We start from the raw sequence: 17,314 nt of genomic DNA, 5'->3' as shown, positions 1-17,314 counted from the left end.
GCCGATTCGGGGGTTCTGCACTCGTACTGCGGGTGCAGGACCCCCGATTTCGGTGGTTGACCAGGCAAATCGGTCAGCTGCGGACGACGATCAGGAGCTGAACGAGGAGGGGGGCCACGATCAAGGCCGGCAGCATGTCGGCGACGGCGATCTGTTTGAGTTTCAGGAGTCGTAGGGCGACGCCGATCAGCATGACGCCGCCGGTCGCGCCGAGCGCCGTCACGTGCGCCTCCGGCAGGACGTCGCCGAGCACGGCCCCGACCGCCGTCATCAGGCCCTGGACCACCAGGACGACGAGCGCGGACGCCGCGACGCCCCAGCCCAGTGACGCGGCGAAGGCGATCGACGCGAACCCGTCCAGGACCGCTTTCAGGAACAGCTGGTCCGCGCCCCGGCCGAGCCCGTCGGACAACGCGCCGAGGAACGTCAGCGGCCCGACGCAGAACACCATCGACGCGGTCACGAACCCCTCGACGAACGTGCTCTCGCCGTCGCCGCGGGTGAACCGGTGCTGGATCCAGGCGCCGAACCCTTCCAGCCGCTGCTCGATCTTCAGCAGCGAGCCGGTGATGCCGCCGATCAGCATGGCGCCGAGCACGATCAGCACCGGCGCGCTGGGGCCGACGGCGTCGCTGAGCGCCTTGGCGCCCACGGTGAGTGCCGAGGTGATCGCGATCAGCAGCGTGACGAGGCCGAGCGCGTCGGTGACCAGATCACGCGTCCGGTGACTCAGCCGGTGGCCGACGAGCACACCGAGTATCGAGCCGGCCAGAACCGTTGCGACGTTGACGACGGTACCGATTCCGATGAACAAACGAGGTCTCCGCTCCGACTCCTGGGCGCAGCTTTGCAAGTGACCCCGGAGGGCCTACTGTTGCGCGGGGACGAGAGTATCCGGCTCGTCCTGTTCACCTCGGGGGTGGACCAGATCCTGGAGGTCGCCGTGGCAGCTGCCATCGAGGTGCGGGACGCCCGGCGCGGTGACGCCGGCGCCCTGGTCGCGCTGTGGCGCGAGCTGACCACGATCGGCTCCGGGCACTCGTCCCGGCTGCCCCCGGCGCCGTCGGTGGCCGCGGCCGAGGTTGCCGTCGGCAAACATCTGGCCGACCCGAGCGGCCGCCTGCTGGTCGGCGAGCTGGACGGCGCGGTCCACGCGATGGCTTACCTGCGCCGGACGGCGATCAGCCCGCTGCACGACGACACCACCGTGACGATCGAGTACCTGCACGTCAGCGACGCCGCCCGCCGGCACGGCCTGGGCAAGGCGCTGATCGCCGAGGCGGTCGCCTGGGCCGAACACGAGAAGTGCCCGCATCTGGCCGCCGTCGCGCCCGCCGTCGCCCGGGAGGCGAACCGCTTCCTGGCCCGGCTCGGCCTCGGTCAGGCCGGCATCCTGCGGTTCGCGAACACCCACACCGTGGCCCGGCGAATGGCCGCCGAGCACGCGCCGAACCTGCTCGCCCTGCTGTCCTCGCGGCGCTCGGTGATCGCCCGCCGCGCCCAGCTGTCCCGGGCGACGGCCGAGCCGGCCGTCAGCTACCCGCCGGAGCCTGAATCAGCTGGCAGGTGATCCGCGCCGTGCAGACCCGCTTGTCGCGGTCGTCGGTGATCACGATCTCGTACGATGTCGTCGTCCGGCCGAGGTAGACCGGTGTCGCGACGCCGGTGACGACGCCGTCCCGGACGGCGCGGTGGTGGGTCGCGTTGATGTCGACGCCGACCGCGACCTTCCCGTACGCCGCCGCGTGCAGCGCCGAGCCGATCGAGCCGAGGCTCTCGGCCAGGACGCAGGACGCGCCGCCGTGCAGCAGGCCGTAGGGCTGGGTGTTGCCCTTGACCGGCATGGTCGCGACGACCCGCTCCGGCGCGGCCGCACTGACAACGATGCCCATGGACTGCAGCAGCGTGCCCTCGATGTTCATACCCGGCCCGAGGCCGTTCGGATCTGTCACAGCGGCAGACTACGCCCACGTCGGAAAGTGTCCCAGGGAACCACTAGAGTCGGTGTGTGGCTCCAGAAACCAACACCTCGACGATGACGAAAGACTCTGCGGCGGCAGGTTCCGGCCGCCCGCGGATCCTGCTGCTGGACGGGCACTCGCTGGCCTACCGGGCGTTCTACGCGCTGCCCGTGGAGAACTTCTCGACCAGCACCGGGCAGCACACCAACGCGGTGTACGGGTTCACCTCGATGCTGATCAACATGCTCCGCGACGAGCAGCCGACGCATGTCTGCGTCGCGTTCGACGTCTCCCGCAAGACCTTCCGCTCCGAGCAGTACGCGGAGTACAAGGCCGGCCGGTCGAAGTCGCCGGACGAGTTCAAGGGCCAGGTCTCGCTGGTCAAGGAGGTGCTGGAGGCGCTCCGCATCCCGACCACCGAGATCGACGGCTGGGAGGCCGACGACATCCTGGCGACGCTGGCCACGCAGGCCTCCGACCAGGGCTTCGAGGTGCTGATCAGCTCCGGCGACCGGGATTCGTTCCAGCTGGTCAACGAGAACATCACCGTGCTGTACCCCAAGCGCGGCGTCTCCGAGATCGCCCGGATGGATCCGGCCGCGGTCGAGGCGAAGTACGGCGTCCCGCCGCGCCTCTACCCGGATCTCGCGGCGCTGGTCGGCGAGAAGAGCGACAACCTGCCCGGCGTCCCGGGCGTCGGCGACAAGACCGCCGCCAAGTGGCTGAACCAGTTCGGCTCGCTGAACGACGTCGTCGACCGGGTGAACGAGATCAAGGGCAAGGCCGGTGAGTCGCTGCGCGAGCACCTGGCCGACGTGATCCGGAACCGCCAGATCAACGAGCTGGTCCGCGATCTGACGCTGGAGGTCTCGGTCGACGACCTGGCCCGCGTCCCGTGGGACCGCGAGCAGGTGCACACGCTGTTCGACAGCCTGGAGTTCCGGGTGCTGCGCGAACGGCTGGTCGCCGAACACGAGGAGGTCGACGAGACCGTCGACCACGGTTTCGAGCTGGACGGCGTCCAGCTGAAGCCGGGTGAGGTCGCGGCCTGGATCGAGAAGCACGTGCAGACCGGTGAACGGGTGGGCGTCGCCGTCCAGGGCAGCTGGGGCCGGGGGACGGGTGAGATCACCGGTCTGGCGCTGGCGAACACGTCCGGCGCGGCCGCCTGGTTCGACCCGACGACGATGACCGCCGAGGATGCGGCCGCTTGGCAGGCCTGGCTGGCCGATCCGAAGCAGCCGAAGGCGTTGCACGACGCGAAGGGCCCGCTGCTCGGCTTCCTGGAGCGCGGCTGGTCGCTGGCCGGCCTCAGCTCGGACACCCAGCTGAGCGCGTATCTGGTCCGTCCCGACCAGCGTTCGTACGATCTGGCCGATCTGACCGTTCGCTACCTCAAGCGCGAGCTGCGCACCGAAGAGGTGGAGAACGGCCAGCTCAGCTTCGACGACGTCGAGGGCGGCCCGGCCGCGGACCACACGATGCTGCGCGCCCGCGCGATCGCCGACCTGGCCGACACCCTCGACGCCGAGCTCGAGAAGCAGGCCGGGACGGCGCTGCTCGCCGAGGTCGAGCTGCCGCTGATCGATGTCATCGCGGGGATGGAGCGCGACGGGATCGCCGTCGACCAGGCGTACCTGACCGAGCTGGAGGAGCGGTTCGCGACCGGCGTCCGCGAGGCCGCCGCTTCGGCGTACGAGGTGATCGGCAAGGAGATCAACCTCGGCTCGCCCAAGCAGCTGCAGGTGGTGCTGTTCGACGAGCTGCAGATGCCGAAGACCAAGCGGACCAAGACCGGCTACACGACCGACGCGGATTCGCTGCAGGCGCTGTTCGAGAAGACCGAGCACCCGTTCCTGGCCTACCTGCTCGCGCACCGCGACGCGACCCGCCTGCGGCAGACCGTCGAGGGCCTGCTGAAGACGATCAGCCCGCGCGACGCCCGCATCCACACCACGTTCAACCAGACGATCGCGGCGACCGGGCGGCTCAGCTCGACCGATCCGAACCTGCAGAACATCCCGATCCGCACCGAGGAGGGCCGCCGGATCCGGCAGGCCTTCGTGGTCGGCGAGGGTTTCGAGTCGCTGATGTCGGCCGACTACAGCCAGATCGAGATGCGGATCATGGCGCACGTCTCCAAGGACGAAGGCCTGATCGACGCCTTCAACTCCGGGATGGACTTCCACTCGGTGACGGCGTCCCGGGTCTTCCAGGTCGAGCCGGGCGAGGTCTCGACCGAGCAGCGCGCCAAGATCAAGGCGATGAACTACGGCCTCGCCTACGGCTTGTCCGCCTACGGTTTGAGCCAGCAGCTGAAGATCGGCGTCGACGAGGCCAAGGGCCTGATGGACGAGTACTTCGAGGGCTTCGGCGGCGTCCGCGACTACCTGCGCAGTATCGTCCTCGAAGCCGGTAAGAGCGGCTACACCGAGACCATCCTCGGCCGCCGCCGCTACCTCCCCGACCTGACCAGCGACAACCGCCAGCGCCGCGAGATGGCCGAACGGATGGCCCTCAACGCCCCCATCCAGGGCTCCGCCGCCGACGTCATCAAAATGGCCATGCTCAAGGTCGACGCCTCCCTCAAGTCGGCCGGCCTCCAGTCCCGGATGCTCCTCCAGGTCCACGACGAACTCGTCTTCGAAGTAGCCCCCGGCGAACGCGAAGCCCTCGAAACCCTCGTCCGCCGCGACATGGGCGCCGCCGTCGCCATGGACGTCCCCCTCGACGTCTCCGTCGGCATCGGCCGCACCTGGCACGAAGCCGCCCACTAACCCCGCGCCCCCGACGAGCGCCGACTGCTACCCGCGGCCGGCGCTCGTCACGTAGTACGGCTCGGTTGTGGGGGAGAGGGCGCGGGCGATCAGGCGGTGTTCTTCGGGGCGGAGTGGGGGGAGGGTGGCGAGGGGCCACCAGCGGACGTCGAGGGACTCGTCGTCGTTGACTCGGGCGTTGGTGGTGAGGGGGCGGCAGCGGAAGGCGAGGTCGAGGAACTGGACCTGGTCGCCGTTGGGGTAGGCGGCGGGCGGGAAGGTTTCGACGCCGATCAGGCGCTCGACCTCGGCGTCCACGGCGGTCTCCTCGTGGATCTCGCGGACCAGGGCGACCGCCGGCTGCTCACCGGGTTCGAGGATGCCGCCGATCAGGGCCCAGCGGCCGGTGTCGGCGCGCTGGACGAGCAGGATCCGGTCCTGGTCGTCGAGCACGATGCCGGTCAGGCCGGTCAGCCAGAGCAGGTCGTGGCCGACCTTGGCGCGGAGTTCGAGGATGAACTTCGGAGTGGTCATAGCTGGAGGCTATCCAGTCGGTCAGTTACTTTCTGGTGAAAAATAAGTACGTCGAGTGATCCGATCTCTTCCGCCCTGAAACGTTATCTGCCATTCTCGCCTCCAATTGATCGGAGATCCTATCGGATATCGGGAGGCGGGATGCGCGCAGAGACCGGACCAGGATCGGTACGACGGCGAACCTTCCTCGCCGGGGCGGTGGGTGCGGCCGCGGCTGGTGGTACGGGGGCGTTGAGTGGGTGTGGGGCGGATGCTGCGGAGGTGGGCGCGGCGCCGGAGAGTTTGACGCAGCCGGTGGCGGAGCTCGGACCACTGAAGAGCGGCGTCAACTATCCGCCGGGTTATGTCGGGCCGAGGGCGCGGCGGCAGCAGACGATCGTGACCGAGCCGGCGACGTTCACGGTGGTGGTCCCGCAGAGTCTGGTGGTCGGCGACTGGGCCAAGAACGAGTTCACCCGATGGATGGAGCAGCAGACCGGGATCCGGATCCAGTGGCGGCAGGTGGCCGGTAAGGGCAACGACGCCGAGACGATGACGAAGGTCAACGCGATGATGGCCGCGGGCGACATCCCGGACGCCTTCCTCGGCATCACCTTCACCCGCTCCCAGCTCTACCTGTACGGCGCGCAGAACCTCTTCGTCGACCTGAACCCGTACCTGGAGCGGTACGCGCCCAACCTGCAGCAGCTGATGAAGGACTACCCGCAGGCGCGCAAGCTGATGGTGTCGCCGGACAAGGGCATCTACAGCTTCCCCGACCTGAACGACTGCTACCACTGCCGCGCCTCGAACGGCCGCGCGCTGCTGAACACCGAGTGGCTGCGCAAGGTCGGCCTCGCGATGCCGACCACCACCGACGAGTTCCGCGAGGTGCTGACCGCGTTCAAGAAGGCCGACCTCGCGGGCGGCGGCAAGACGATCCCGTTCGGCGGCTACAAGGACGCGCCGCTGGACACATTCTTCATGAACTCGTTCCTCTACAACGCGGGCGAGCCGTGGCTGGCCGTCGAGGACGGCAAGGTCCGGGCGAACTACGTCCAGGACGAGTGGCGCGAGGGGCTCAAGTACCTGCGCGGCCTGTACGCCGACGGCCTGCTCGCGAAGGACATCTTCACCGCCAACGAGGACCAGATCAAACGGTACGGCGACAACCCCGGCGGCCCGATCCTCGGCGGCGCCCGGGTGTACTACTGGGGCACGCTGATGACACTCGATCTCGTCGACCCGAAGGCGCGCTGGCACGAGTACGCGACGATGCAGCCGCTGAAAGGACCGAACGGCGTCCAGGTCGCACCCTGGGACTACCTGAAGGTCGGCCTCGAAGTGTCGACCCTCGTCGTCACCCGCAAGTGCAAGCGGCCGGACCTGCTCACCCGCTGGGCCGACTTCCAGCTCGATCTCGAGGTGATCCTGCGCTCGTACGCCGGGCCGGACTTCCGCTGGTCGGTCAAGGGCGACAAAGGCATCAACGGCAAACAGGCCCTCTACGGCATGGACTCGTGGAACACCGACGAGACCAAGGGCAAGACCTGGGACCAGTACGGCGTCATGTACCGCTCCGGCGATTTCCGCCTCTCCGAGCGGGTCGACCCGAAGAAGCCGACGTTCGAGTCGCCGCTGTACGAGCAGACCCGGGACGCGCTGTACCCGTACCGGCAGCCGCTGGAGGAGCAGTTCCCGCCGGTGACGCTGGAGGCCGACCAGGCCGCGCTGGACGCCGAGATCGGGCTGAACCTCAAGACCGAGGTGACCGGGGCGCTGGCCAAGTTCGTCACCGGGCGCCTCGACCCGAACGACGACGGGCAGTGGAACGACTACAAGGACCGGATCAACCAGATCGGGTTGCAGCCGTACCTGGAGATCCAGCAGGCCGCCTACGAGACCTACCAGGGGTGATGAGCATGGCCACCGCCACCAGCAGTCCGCCGGGTACGCCGGCTCCGGTCCGGGAGACCCGCTCCGACCGGATCGTGATGATCTGCAACTACACCGCGCTCGGCCTCTTCACGCTGGCCGTGCTCTACCCGCTGGTGTACGTCGTCAGCGCGTCGCTGAGCGATCCGAAGAACGTCGTGTCCGGCAAGGTCTGGCTCTGGCCGGTGGGCCTGAGCGTCGAGGCCTTCAAGGCGATCTTCGACTACGACTCGATCGTCAGCGGTTTCTCGAACTCGATCGTGTACGCCGTCGGCGGCGCGCTGCTGGCGACCGCGCTGACCCTGCTCGCGGCGTACCCGCTGTCCCGCAAGGGCCTCCCGGGCAAGGGCCTGATCATGGCCCTGTTCGTGTTCACGATGATGTTCTCCGGCGGCCTGATCCCGACGTACCTGGTGGTCGACCGGCTCGGGCTGCTGAACTCGCGCTGGGCGATCGTGCTGCCGGCCGCGCTCGCGGTCTGGAACATGATCATCACCCGGACGTTCTTCCAGTCCACGATCCCCGAGGAGCTGGTCGAGGCCGCGAAGGTCGACGGCTGTACCGACTTCGGCTTCTTCTGGCGGATCGTGCTGCCGCTGAGCAAACCGATCATCGCGGTGAACATGCTGTTCTACGCCGTCGCGCAGTGGAACTCGTGGTTCAGCGCGCTGATCTACCTGACCAACGAGCACCTGTTCCCGCTCCAGCTGGTGCTCCGCCAGATCCTGATCCAGAACCAGTTCGACCCGTCCCAGGTCCGCGACACCGCGGAGCTGATCCGGATGAAAGAGCTGCAGGAGCAGCTCAAGTTCTCGCTGATCGTGATCGCGACCGTTCCGCCACTGCTGATCTACCCCTTCGTGCAGAAGCACTTCGTCAAGGGGGCCATGGTCGGCTCGTTGAAGGGCTGAGGCGCCATGGCAACCGACACCTTGGTACGACGTACGCCGGCGCGCACCCGGGCCCGCAAAGCCAAACAGGCCGTCGGCCTGGGCACCCGGATGCGCCGCAACTGGCAGCTCTACGCGATGCTCGCGATCCCGCTGGTCTGGCTGGCGATCTTCGCCTACTGGCCGATGTACGGCGCGATCATCGCGTTCAAGGACTACAACGTGGTCGACGGCATCCTGGGCAGCCGCTGGGTCGGCGTCAAACATTTCGAGCGGTTCGTCGAGTCCTACCAGTTCTGGCGGCTGCTGAAGAACACGCTGATCCTGCACGTCTACGAGCTGCTCGCGACGTTCTGGCTGCCGATCCTGCTCGCGCTCGGCCTGAACATGGCCCGCCGGCGCTGGTACCGCCGGTCGGTCCAGCTGATCACCTACGCGCCGCACTTCATCTCGACCGTGGTCGTGGTCGGCCTGATCGTGGTCATCGTCGACCCGAACAGCGGCGTCCTGAACCAGTTCCTCGCCCTGCTCGGCCTCGGCCCGATCGACGTCCTGAGCAACCCGGACTACTTCCGGCACCTCTACGTCTGGTCGGGCGCCTGGCAGACGATGGGCTTCTCCGCGATCATCTACCTCGCCGCCCTGACCAGCGTCTCACCCGAGCTGCACGAGGCCGCGATCGTGGACGGCGCCTCCCGCCTGCGCCGGATCTGGCACATCGACCTGCCCGCGATCCGCCCGGTCGCCGTCATCCTGCTGATCCTGAACATCGGCTCGATCATGTCCGTCGGCTTCGAGAAGGTCCTGCTGCTCCAGAACACCCTCAACCTGCAGACCTCCGAAGTCCTCGACACCTACGTCTACAAACTCGGCTTCGCCTCCCAGGTCCCGCAGTTCAGCTACGCCGCCGCGATCGGCCTCTTCCGCTCAGTCGTCGGCCTTGCGCTGCTCGTCCTCGCCAACGCCGTCGCCCGCCGCTTCGCCAAATCCAGCCTCTGGTAACAGCACGAGCGGTTCCGGGGAAGCCTGCGGAGTGGCCGACTGCCTGTGCAACCCTGCTGCCAGCACTGCTGACAGCAGGAGAGCACAGGCGGAGGTCAGGGCGACCAGGGTTTTGACTCCGGTGAGGCCGGCGGGGTGGGTGAGGGTGGCGGTGAGGGCGAGGAGGACGAGGCCGGCCCAGATGAGGAGGGCGGCGCGCTTCTCCTGCTGAGCGATGGCGGCGTAGACGACCATCTGGAGGACGGCGTACGCCGAGCCGGCGATGGCGAACAGCCAGGTGAAGGGGCCGAGCGGGGCGTACTTGTCGGCGCCGCCGATGACGGCGACGACCAGGCCGGGCAGGAGCAGCGTGCCGAGGACGGTGCAGACGCCGAGCCCGGCGACGGCGAGGACGGCGCGGCGGAGTTTGGCGGTGTCGCCGGGGGAGCCGGCCAGTGAGGGGAACACGATCACGATGACGAACTGCGGGAGGAACAGGCAGGCCTTCGCGACGATCACCCCGGCCGCGTAGTAGCCGCTGTGCTGCCCGTCGAACAGGCCACGGGCCAGCAGGACGTCGGCGTTCGCGATCGCGAAGAACGCGAGCAGCGTGTGGGTTCCGTGCGCAGTCTCGCGCAGCACGTCCTTGACCTGGGCCGACGAACTGCCGCCGGCCCCACGCAGAAAGACACTGCCCAGGACGGCGGGGACGGCGGCGCCGAGCGCGAGCCCGATCATCGCGGCGTCGAGCGACGGGTGAACGAGCAGCGCGCCACCCCCGAGCACCAACCGCCCCAACCCGACCGAGGTGTACACCACCGCCAGCTCGCCCCACCGCTGGCTGCCCTGCAGCACCCCGAGCTGCGACCCCATCAGAGTGAGCCCCGCGAGCGTCGGCGCAAGCAGAACAACAGCGACGACCGAGTCGATGTGCAGCAACCACATGAGCAGCGGCGTGGCGAGCAAGCACACCACAGTGAGCCCCACCGCGGTCCGGCGTCCGGCCCGCAACATCGCATCCGCCAGCGACCCGTCGTCCGCACTCGTAGCCAGCCGCCGGGCCCCCGTCGCCTGCAGCCCCAGCGACGCGACATTGCCGATCAGCAACAACCCCAGCAACGCCGTAATCGCCCCGAACTGCTCCGGCACCAACCGATGCGTCCCAAGCAACGTGAAGCCGTAAGCGGCCACATTCATGACCGCCATCCCCACCGCAACGACGGTGGCACTGCGCAGGAAGCTGAGTCTCGGCTCCGTCACAGGCTTCATCGCGGCTCAATCTACACCGGTAATCGTGTCGATCCGTTGACGCTCCGTAGCGGCGTTTTGGCCGGAGTTTCAACGCTTCGCGCCGGGCATCGGCGTTGAGAGGATTCCGCGGCAGTTGCCGGTCACCTCTGGAGAGGCTGTCTATGCGCGTGCTCAATTTCGGATTGTCCGCGGTCCTGGCCGCGGGACTGTTGGTGGGAATGCCTTCGCCGGCGTCATCGGCGACCTCCAAGCGTCCGGCGGCACCAGAGGAGAAGGTGGTGGCGCACACCGACGCGCCGCTCGCCCAGGTGAAGCCGCCGACGAACCCCGCGGGTGGAGAGGCGCGGCCGTTCACGACTTGGCCGGCCGCGGGACAGAGCGAGCTGGCGCTGACCGGCGCACGGCGTACTGGGCTGGCCAAGGCTGGTGGTCTGCCCGTATCCGTCACTGCCAAGGCCGACACCGAGTCCGTCCGGATCACGGTCGCCGACCAAACCGCGGCGCGTAAGGCCGGAGTGGCCGGCGTACTGCTGTCGGTCGCGCCGACGAAGGGCGCCGCGGGGGCAGCGACGGTTGCCGTCGAGTACAAGTCGTTCCAGGATGCGCTCGGCGGCGGGTTCGGTCCGCGAGCGCAGCTGGTGCAACTGCCTGCATGCGCGCTGACCACGCCGACCGTGCCGGCCTGCCAGGTGCAGACCCGGCTGCGCTCGCGCAACGACAGCAAGACGCAGACGGTCGTAGCCGACGCGCCACTCGCCGCGAAATCCGGCACGGTTCTCGCTGTGGTCGCGGCCGAATCCGGAGCGAACGGGACGTTCACCGCCCGCTCGCTGGCGCCCTCGGGGTCGTGGTCGGTTTCCGGGAACTCCGGTTCGTTCAACTGGTCGTACCCGATCGCTGTTCCGCCGGTGGGCAACGGCGAGGCGTCCGGCCCGGCGATCGCGCTGACCTACAGCTCGGGCAGCGTCGACGGACGGACGGCGGCGACCAACGCACAGCCGTCCTGGATCGGCCAGGGCTGGGACTACACACCGGGCTTCATCGAGCGCATCTTCCGCAGCTGCGCGTCGATCGAGGGGCTGCCGGACGAGCGCAAGACCGGTGACCAGTGCTGGGCTGGTGACATCGTCACGATGCAACTGGGCGGCGAGTCGATGCCGCTGGTCTACGAGAAGGACAAGGGCTGGCACGGCGAAACCGAGAACGGCACCCGGATCCAGCTGATCGGCGCCGGCGACCGCGGCGCGAACGGCGAGTACTGGGAGGTCACCAAGACCGACGGCGTGAAGTACTACTTCGGCCGGAACAAGGGCACCGGGCACACGAACCAGGAGCTGACCAACTCGGCCTGGAAGACCCGCGTGTACGGCGCGAAATCGGGTGACCGCTGCTACGACCCGGTCCTAGCCAAGTCGGCCTGTGACCAGATCTACCGCTGGAACCTGGACTTCGTCGAAGACCCGCTGGGCAACACCGAGGCCTACTACTACAAGCCGGAGTCCAACTACTACGGCGCCCACAAGGAGACCACCGGGTACGAGTACACCCGCGGCGGGACACTGCAGCGGATCGACTACGGCCTCCGGAACGTGAACGGCAGCATCTACGGGCAGAAGCCGACCGGGCAGGTAGTCTTCGGGCTGTCCGAGCGCTGTACGCCGACCGACGACTTCAAGTGCAACCCCGAGGATTTCAAGGTCGAGAACTCCAGTCGCTGGCCGGACGTCCCGATCGACCAGGAGTGCAAGAAGGACGCCGTCTGCAACAACCATTCCCCGACATACTGGTCGACGAAGCGGCTGTCCACGATCACCACCCAGTACGACGCCGGCAGCGGTCCGGTGAAGGTCGACACCTACGACCTCGCCCAGACCTTCCCCTCGATCGGTGATCCGCAGTTGCGGCTCGACAAGGTCCAGCGGACCGGGCACAAGGATGGCAAGTCGCTGTCGCTGCCGCCGGTCGAGTTCACCAGCCAGCTGTACGCCAACCGCGTCGGCCAGGACAACAACTCCAAGATGCCGCACTGGCGGCTGACCGACATCGCCACTGACACCGGATCGATCGTCCACGTCCGGTACACCGGTGCGGACTGTACCGAGACCGACGTACCGACAGACCTCCCGAACAACACCAGGCGGTGCTACCCGGTCAACTGGGACCTCGGCTACCACAACCCCGAGCCGGTCAAGGACTACTTCCACAAGTACCTGGTGGCGAAGGTCGAGGTGCAGGAGCGCAACGCGATCGCGCCGACCCAGATCACCGAGTACAAGTACCTGGGGACACCGGCCTGGCACTTCGACGACAACGAGCTGGTCGAGGCCAAACACCGCACCTACGGCCAGTTCCGCGGCTACGGCCAGGTCGAGGTGCGCAGCGGCGATCCGCAGAACACCCACGCGGTGGACGGCAGCAAGGACAAATACACGCTGACGCGTACCAGCTACTTCCGGGGGATGGGCAAAGCGTTCGAGAACTCGCTCAAGGAGAGCGTCGCCGATCCGAACCAGTTCTCCGGTCAGGTACACGAGGTGCAGACCTTCAACGGCGATACCGCCGAGCTGGTCTCCACCGAGCTTACCGACCTGAAGGTCGAGCGGACCACCGCCACCCGCAACCGCGGCGCTGATCTTGCTCCGCTGACCGCGGACATCGTCGTCACCAGCCGCTCCCGCAGCCAGACACCGACGGCGACCGGTCAGGTCCGCAAGACATCCGTCGCGTACCGGTACGACGACCTGGGCCGGCCGGTGGCGACCACCCGGTCCGGCGATGGCACGGACACGATGTGCGAGTCGGTGCAGTACGCCGACAACACCACGTCCTGGATTCGCGACCGCGTCGCCCAGACCACCACCTCGAAGGCAGAATGCCCGGCCACGGGCGGGCCGCCGGCGCCGATCGTCGGCGCGACCCAGAACCTCTACGACAGTTCCACATCGCTGGGTGCGCTCCCCGGCGCCGGTCTGGTGACAAGCGCCAAGACGGCCACTGCGAACGTCGCGGGCAGTCTGACGTTCGAAACCACCGGCCGCACCGGGTACGACGCCCGCGGCCGGGTCACCTCGACTGTCGACGCGGGTGGCCGGACGACTCGCACCTCCTACGGGCCGGTCGACGCGCCACTGGTGTCGACGGTGACCACGACGAATCCGAAGAACCAGGTTGCGGTGACCCAGCGCGAGCCGAGCCGCGGTGCCGTTGTGGCGTCCACGGATGCAACAGGTCGCCGGACCGAGGCCGCGTACGACGCACTCGGGCGCTTGGTCTCGGTGTGGCTGCCGGGCCGCTCCAAGAGTGACGCCTACCCGAGTATCAGCTACTCCTACCGGCAGACCGTCGACCAGCCGCTCGCGGTCACCACCAAGACCGCAGTGGACAACGGACATCAACTCAGCCAGATCACCAAGGTCGAGCTGTACGACGGCCTCGGTCAGCTACGGCAGGTCCAGAACGACGACCTGTCCGATCCGGCCGGTGTGCAGCGGCGGATCGTCAAGGACGTCTTCCGTGACTCGCACGGCTGGGAGGTGTTGTCCAACAACCGGTATGTCACCAACGGCAAGCCCGAGGAGAAGCTGATCGCGGTGTCGGGGGAGTCGGTCGACGATCGCACCCTGACGACGTACGACGGCTCCGGGCGCAACATCAAGGCGGTTGCCTACAAGGGCACGACAGCCACCAAGGAGACCACGACGATTCACGGCGGCGACCGGACGACAATCGTTCCGCCGGAGGGCGGCGTTCCGAGCACGACCGTGGTGGACGTCTGGGGCCGCAGCACGGCCCTGATGACCTACTCCGCCGCTCCGGCGGTCACCAAGACCAAGTTCGGCACCGCGGTCGCAGGTGACGACGCCCAGACCACGACGTACCAGCACAACGCACTGGGGCAGTTGGCTTCGATGAAGGACGGGACCGGTAACACCTGGTCGTACACGTACGACTTCATGGGCCGCCAGACCGGCTCGACGGACCCCGACTCGGGTGGGCTGACGAAGACCTACAACCTCGCCGGGGAGGTGCTGACCAGCACCGACGCCAAGAATCAGGTCCTCTCGTACACCTACGACGAGCTGGGCCGCAAGACCGCGGAGTACAAGGGCACCAACCAGACGGCCGCGAACCGGACGGCCATGTGGACCTATGACACGGCCGACAACGGTGTCGGCAAGATCGCCAGTACGACGCGGTTCACTCCGAAGGGCGCCTACCGGATCGGTGTCGGCCGCTACGACGGTCAGGGGAATGCGGTCGAGCAGACAATCGCACTGCCCACCACCGAGACCAACTTCCCGTCGACCTACGACTCACAGATGTCGTACACCTCGACCGGACTGCTTCGCAGCGTCACAAAGCCGGCCATCGGCGGTCTGCCGTCGGAGACGCTGACGATGGAGTACGACCAGTACGGCCAGCCGAAGACGACGCGGGGCTACAACGAGTACGTCTCCGACACGGTCTACACGCCGTACGGCGAGACCTCTCAGCTCGCGCTGGGCGTCGGAGACAGCAGCAGCTGGCTGACCTACGACCGGGACCGGCAGACCCGTCAGGTCACCCAGACGAACCTGTCGGCACAGCAGGCGTTCGCGCAGGTGGACGACCTCAAGTACACATATGACCCGGCGGGCAACCTCAAACGCCTCGTCAACACCCAAGGTGATCCGAACAACAACGCGCCGGTACGGACGCAATGCTTCGGCTACGACGACCTGAACCGGCTGTCGGAGGCCTGGACGGCCACCGACAACTGCGCCGCCGCCCCGACGAAGACCGCCGTCGGCGGGCCGGCTCCGTACTGGACGACCTGGACGTTCGAGCCGACCGGTCTACGGCAGAAGCAGGTCAAGCATGCGCTGGGCAGCCAAACAGTTGACACCGTCACGACCTACGCCAACCCGGCCTCAGGGGCGGGCAAGGTCCAACCGCATGCCCTGGCCGGCACGACGACCACCGGTCCGGCGGGCACCAGCACCGCGTCGTACTCGTACGACCTGAACGGCAGCACTACCAGCCGGGACCTCCCCGGCGGCAAGCAGACACTGGCCTGGAACCTGGACAGCACGCTTGCGTCGATCACCACACCGGCCGGTACGACGTCGTACGTCTACGACGGCGACAAGAACCAGCTCATGCGGCACGAGCCCGACAAGACCACGCTTTACCTACCCGGTGAGGAGCTCGAATACGACACCAAGACCCGTTCGCTGACCGGTACCCGTTACTACGCCCACAACGGCATCAATGTCGCCGTCCGAACCGGCAACGCCGCGCTGAACTACCTGCAGGCGGACCAGCACGGAACCAACCAGGTGGCGCTGAAGCGCACGGAATCCGGCTTCGCCGCCACTCGGCGCGAACTGGACCCCTACGGCAACCTTCTGTCCAACCAAGGCTCCTGGCCGGACAAGCACGGTTTCCTGGACAAGCCGCACAACGAGGCCACCGGCCTTACCGACATCGGAGCGCGCAAGTACGATCCGGCGACCGGGCGCTTCCTCTCGGCCGATCCGATCCTCGACCCGGAGACCCCACAGCAGTGGGCCGCCTACACGTACGCCAACAACAACCCGACGACTCTCAGCGACCCCAGCGGCCTGTTGGCGATCCCCTGCATGATCGACGGCCCGTGCGGTGGTGGTGGTGGAGGCGGCGGCAACCTGAACCCCGGCGGTAGCGCCCCGCCGCCGCCGAAGGCCTCCGACCTGGGTCCGGGCCGGCCCGGAAGGATCGACTACGGCGGCAACTGGTCCCTCGTCGTCGACGCCACCGGCACGGCGTTCCTGAACGGCATCTTCGAGCTTCCCTGGAGCCCACTGGCCGCCGACGTCATCATCCCGCAGCTCAAGGCGACGCACGGCGACATCCACGCCGAGCTGGGCGACGACTGGAACATCGAGCAGTCCTGGAACGCGATGCTCGTCTACTGCCGCGACCCCGACAACTGCAGTCCGCAGGTGGACAGGTTCGTCCGGCTGGAGACCCTGCGGGTCCAGTTCCTGAGCGGCGCGCTGGACGACGCCTTCGCCGGCGGCGCAGGTGCCGGCCGAGGCAGTGCCATGCGCAAGGCCACCGGCACCCGGACGCTGGCCAACCGCGAGGTCAGCGATCGCCTCGACAGTGTGACTTGCAGTTTCACCGGTGAGACCCAGGTCGTGCTGGCCGACGGCCGCACCAAGCCGATCGGAGAGATCAAGGACGGGGACCTGGTCCTGGCGACCGACCCGGACAGCGGTGCGACGGTCGCTGCGGAGGCCGAACTGGTCCCGGCCCATGACGACACGGTCGTCGACCTGGTCACCAAGGACGGTGCGCGGATCACCACCACCGCGAACCACCCCTTCTACAGTCAGGCCGGACGGCAGTGGAAGCGCGCGGACGAGCTCAGTGCAGCCGACACGCTGCGGACGCCGAGCGGCAAGTCCGTGCGCATCACCGGACTGCGCCACACCACTCAGCGCGTTGCCACCGTGTACAACCTGTCGGTCAAGGGCGTCCACACGTACTACGTGATGATCGGCCAGGACGCTGCGCTCGTGCACAACATGTGTCCGCGGCGGGCGGGCTGGAACCCGCCGCCCACCGGTCCGCGGGCGACGACGTTCAACGAGGGACCGCTGCCGGAGCATGTCACCGACGTTGTCAACTACCGCATTGCGAACAACGGCGCCGCGCCGGCCGGCCTTGGCGGGGGCGGACCCTTCGCGAACGACGGGCGGGAGAACGGCATGTTCCTGCGGAGCCACGATGCGGCGGGCAACGCCATCACCTACCGGGAGGGATATGTGCTGGGACGGCCGAAGCCCGGTCAGCGAGGAACTCATGAGCGGCTCGTGATGGGTAACGACGGTTCGTACTACTACACCAACTCCCACTACGCGACGTTCTGGGAGGTACGGGCCGGCGGGCTGGTCCAACGCCGGCGCCCTCAGCACCATCACTCGGCGGCGGGGTGCCGGCGAAGGCCGGTCCGGCTGCGGCGGCATCGGGCCGCGTGAGTCCGGTAGCTGCGTGAATCACC

At 67.8% G+C, this 17,314-nt stretch carries 10 protein-coding genes; 6 read left to right on the top strand and 4 right to left on the bottom strand.

Annotated features, from left to right (window positions below):
* Positions 1-73 precede the first annotated feature (73 nt).
* Positions 74-814 (bottom strand): DUF554 domain-containing protein, encoded by a 741-nt coding sequence (locus tag HPO96_RS00120; protein WP_171669918.1) that lies wholly within the window; start codon positions 812-814, stop codon positions 74-76.
* Positions 815-874: 60 nt separating this feature from the next.
* Here HPO96_RS00120 and HPO96_RS00115 point away from each other — a divergent pair, with 60 nt between their 5' ends.
* The gene (locus tag HPO96_RS00115; protein WP_238354657.1) at positions 875-1,570 is read left to right on the top strand and encodes a GNAT family N-acetyltransferase; all 696 of its coding nucleotides are present in this window, start codon (positions 875-877) and stop codon (positions 1,568-1,570) included.
* Here HPO96_RS00115 and HPO96_RS00110 read toward each other — a convergent pair.
* Positions 1,533-1,952 carry a hotdog fold thioesterase gene (locus tag HPO96_RS00110; protein ID WP_337796444.1) on the bottom strand — a complete coding sequence of 140 codons (420 nt, stop codon included), beginning with the start codon at positions 1,950-1,952 and terminating at the stop codon, positions 1,533-1,535. The genes HPO96_RS00115 and HPO96_RS00110 overlap by 38 nt on opposite strands.
* Before the next feature lie 83 nt (positions 1,953-2,035).
* On the opposite strand from HPO96_RS00110, the gene polA reads away from it, so the two are divergent.
* Positions 2,036-4,738 (top strand): DNA polymerase I, encoded by a 2,703-nt coding sequence (gene polA, locus HPO96_RS00105; RefSeq protein ID WP_171672228.1) that lies wholly within the window; start codon positions 2,036-2,038, stop codon positions 4,736-4,738.
* A 27-nt stretch (positions 4,739-4,765) separates the two neighbouring features.
* Here the strand turns inward: polA and HPO96_RS00100 are convergent, their stop codons facing one another.
* A complete protein-coding gene (locus tag HPO96_RS00100) occupies positions 4,766-5,251 on the bottom strand; it encodes an NUDIX hydrolase (RefSeq protein ID WP_171669917.1) in 486 nt (161 codons plus the stop codon).
* Positions 5,252-5,392: 141 nt separating this feature from the next.
* On the opposite strand from HPO96_RS00100, the gene HPO96_RS00095 reads away from it, so the two are divergent.
* From HPO96_RS00095 to HPO96_RS00085, 3 genes are read left to right on the top strand one after another with little or no spacing between them, the layout of a single operon-like run.
* On the top strand, positions 5,393-7,147 hold the full coding sequence (locus HPO96_RS00095; protein WP_171669915.1) for an extracellular solute-binding protein: 1,755 nt from the start codon (positions 5,393-5,395) through the stop codon (positions 7,145-7,147).
* Between the two features lie 5 nt (positions 7,148-7,152).
* Entirely contained in the window at positions 7,153-8,076 is a 924-nt protein-coding gene (locus HPO96_RS00090; RefSeq protein ID WP_171669913.1) for a carbohydrate ABC transporter permease, read from the top strand.
* A 6-nt stretch (positions 8,077-8,082) separates the two neighbouring features.
* Entirely contained in the window at positions 8,083-9,057 is a 975-nt protein-coding gene (locus tag HPO96_RS00085; RefSeq protein WP_171669912.1) for an ABC transporter permease, read from the top strand.
* Here the strand turns inward: HPO96_RS00085 and HPO96_RS00080 are convergent.
* Positions 8,983-10,305 carry an MATE family efflux transporter gene (locus HPO96_RS00080; protein WP_171669910.1) on the bottom strand — a complete coding sequence of 441 codons (1,323 nt, stop codon included), beginning with the start codon at positions 10,303-10,305 and terminating at the stop codon, positions 8,983-8,985. The two genes, HPO96_RS00085 and HPO96_RS00080, sit on opposite strands and share 75 nt — an antisense overlap.
* Before the next feature lie 260 nt (positions 10,306-10,565).
* Between HPO96_RS00080 and HPO96_RS39460 the strand changes: the two genes are divergently transcribed.
* Positions 10,566-17,291, top strand: coding sequence for an RHS repeat-associated core domain-containing protein (locus tag HPO96_RS39460; protein ID WP_171669908.1), 6,726 nt, complete (start codon positions 10,566-10,568; stop codon positions 17,289-17,291).
* Positions 17,292-17,314 lie beyond the last annotated feature (23 nt).

The sequence above is a fragment of the Kribbella sandramycini genome (genome assembly GCF_013131805.1).
GTDB classification, from domain to species: domain Bacteria; phylum Actinomycetota; class Actinomycetes; order Propionibacteriales; family Kribbellaceae; genus Kribbella; species Kribbella sandramycini.
The sequence above is the reverse complement of the archived record's forward strand: the minus strand, read 5'-3'. Positions and strand labels throughout refer to the sequence as shown.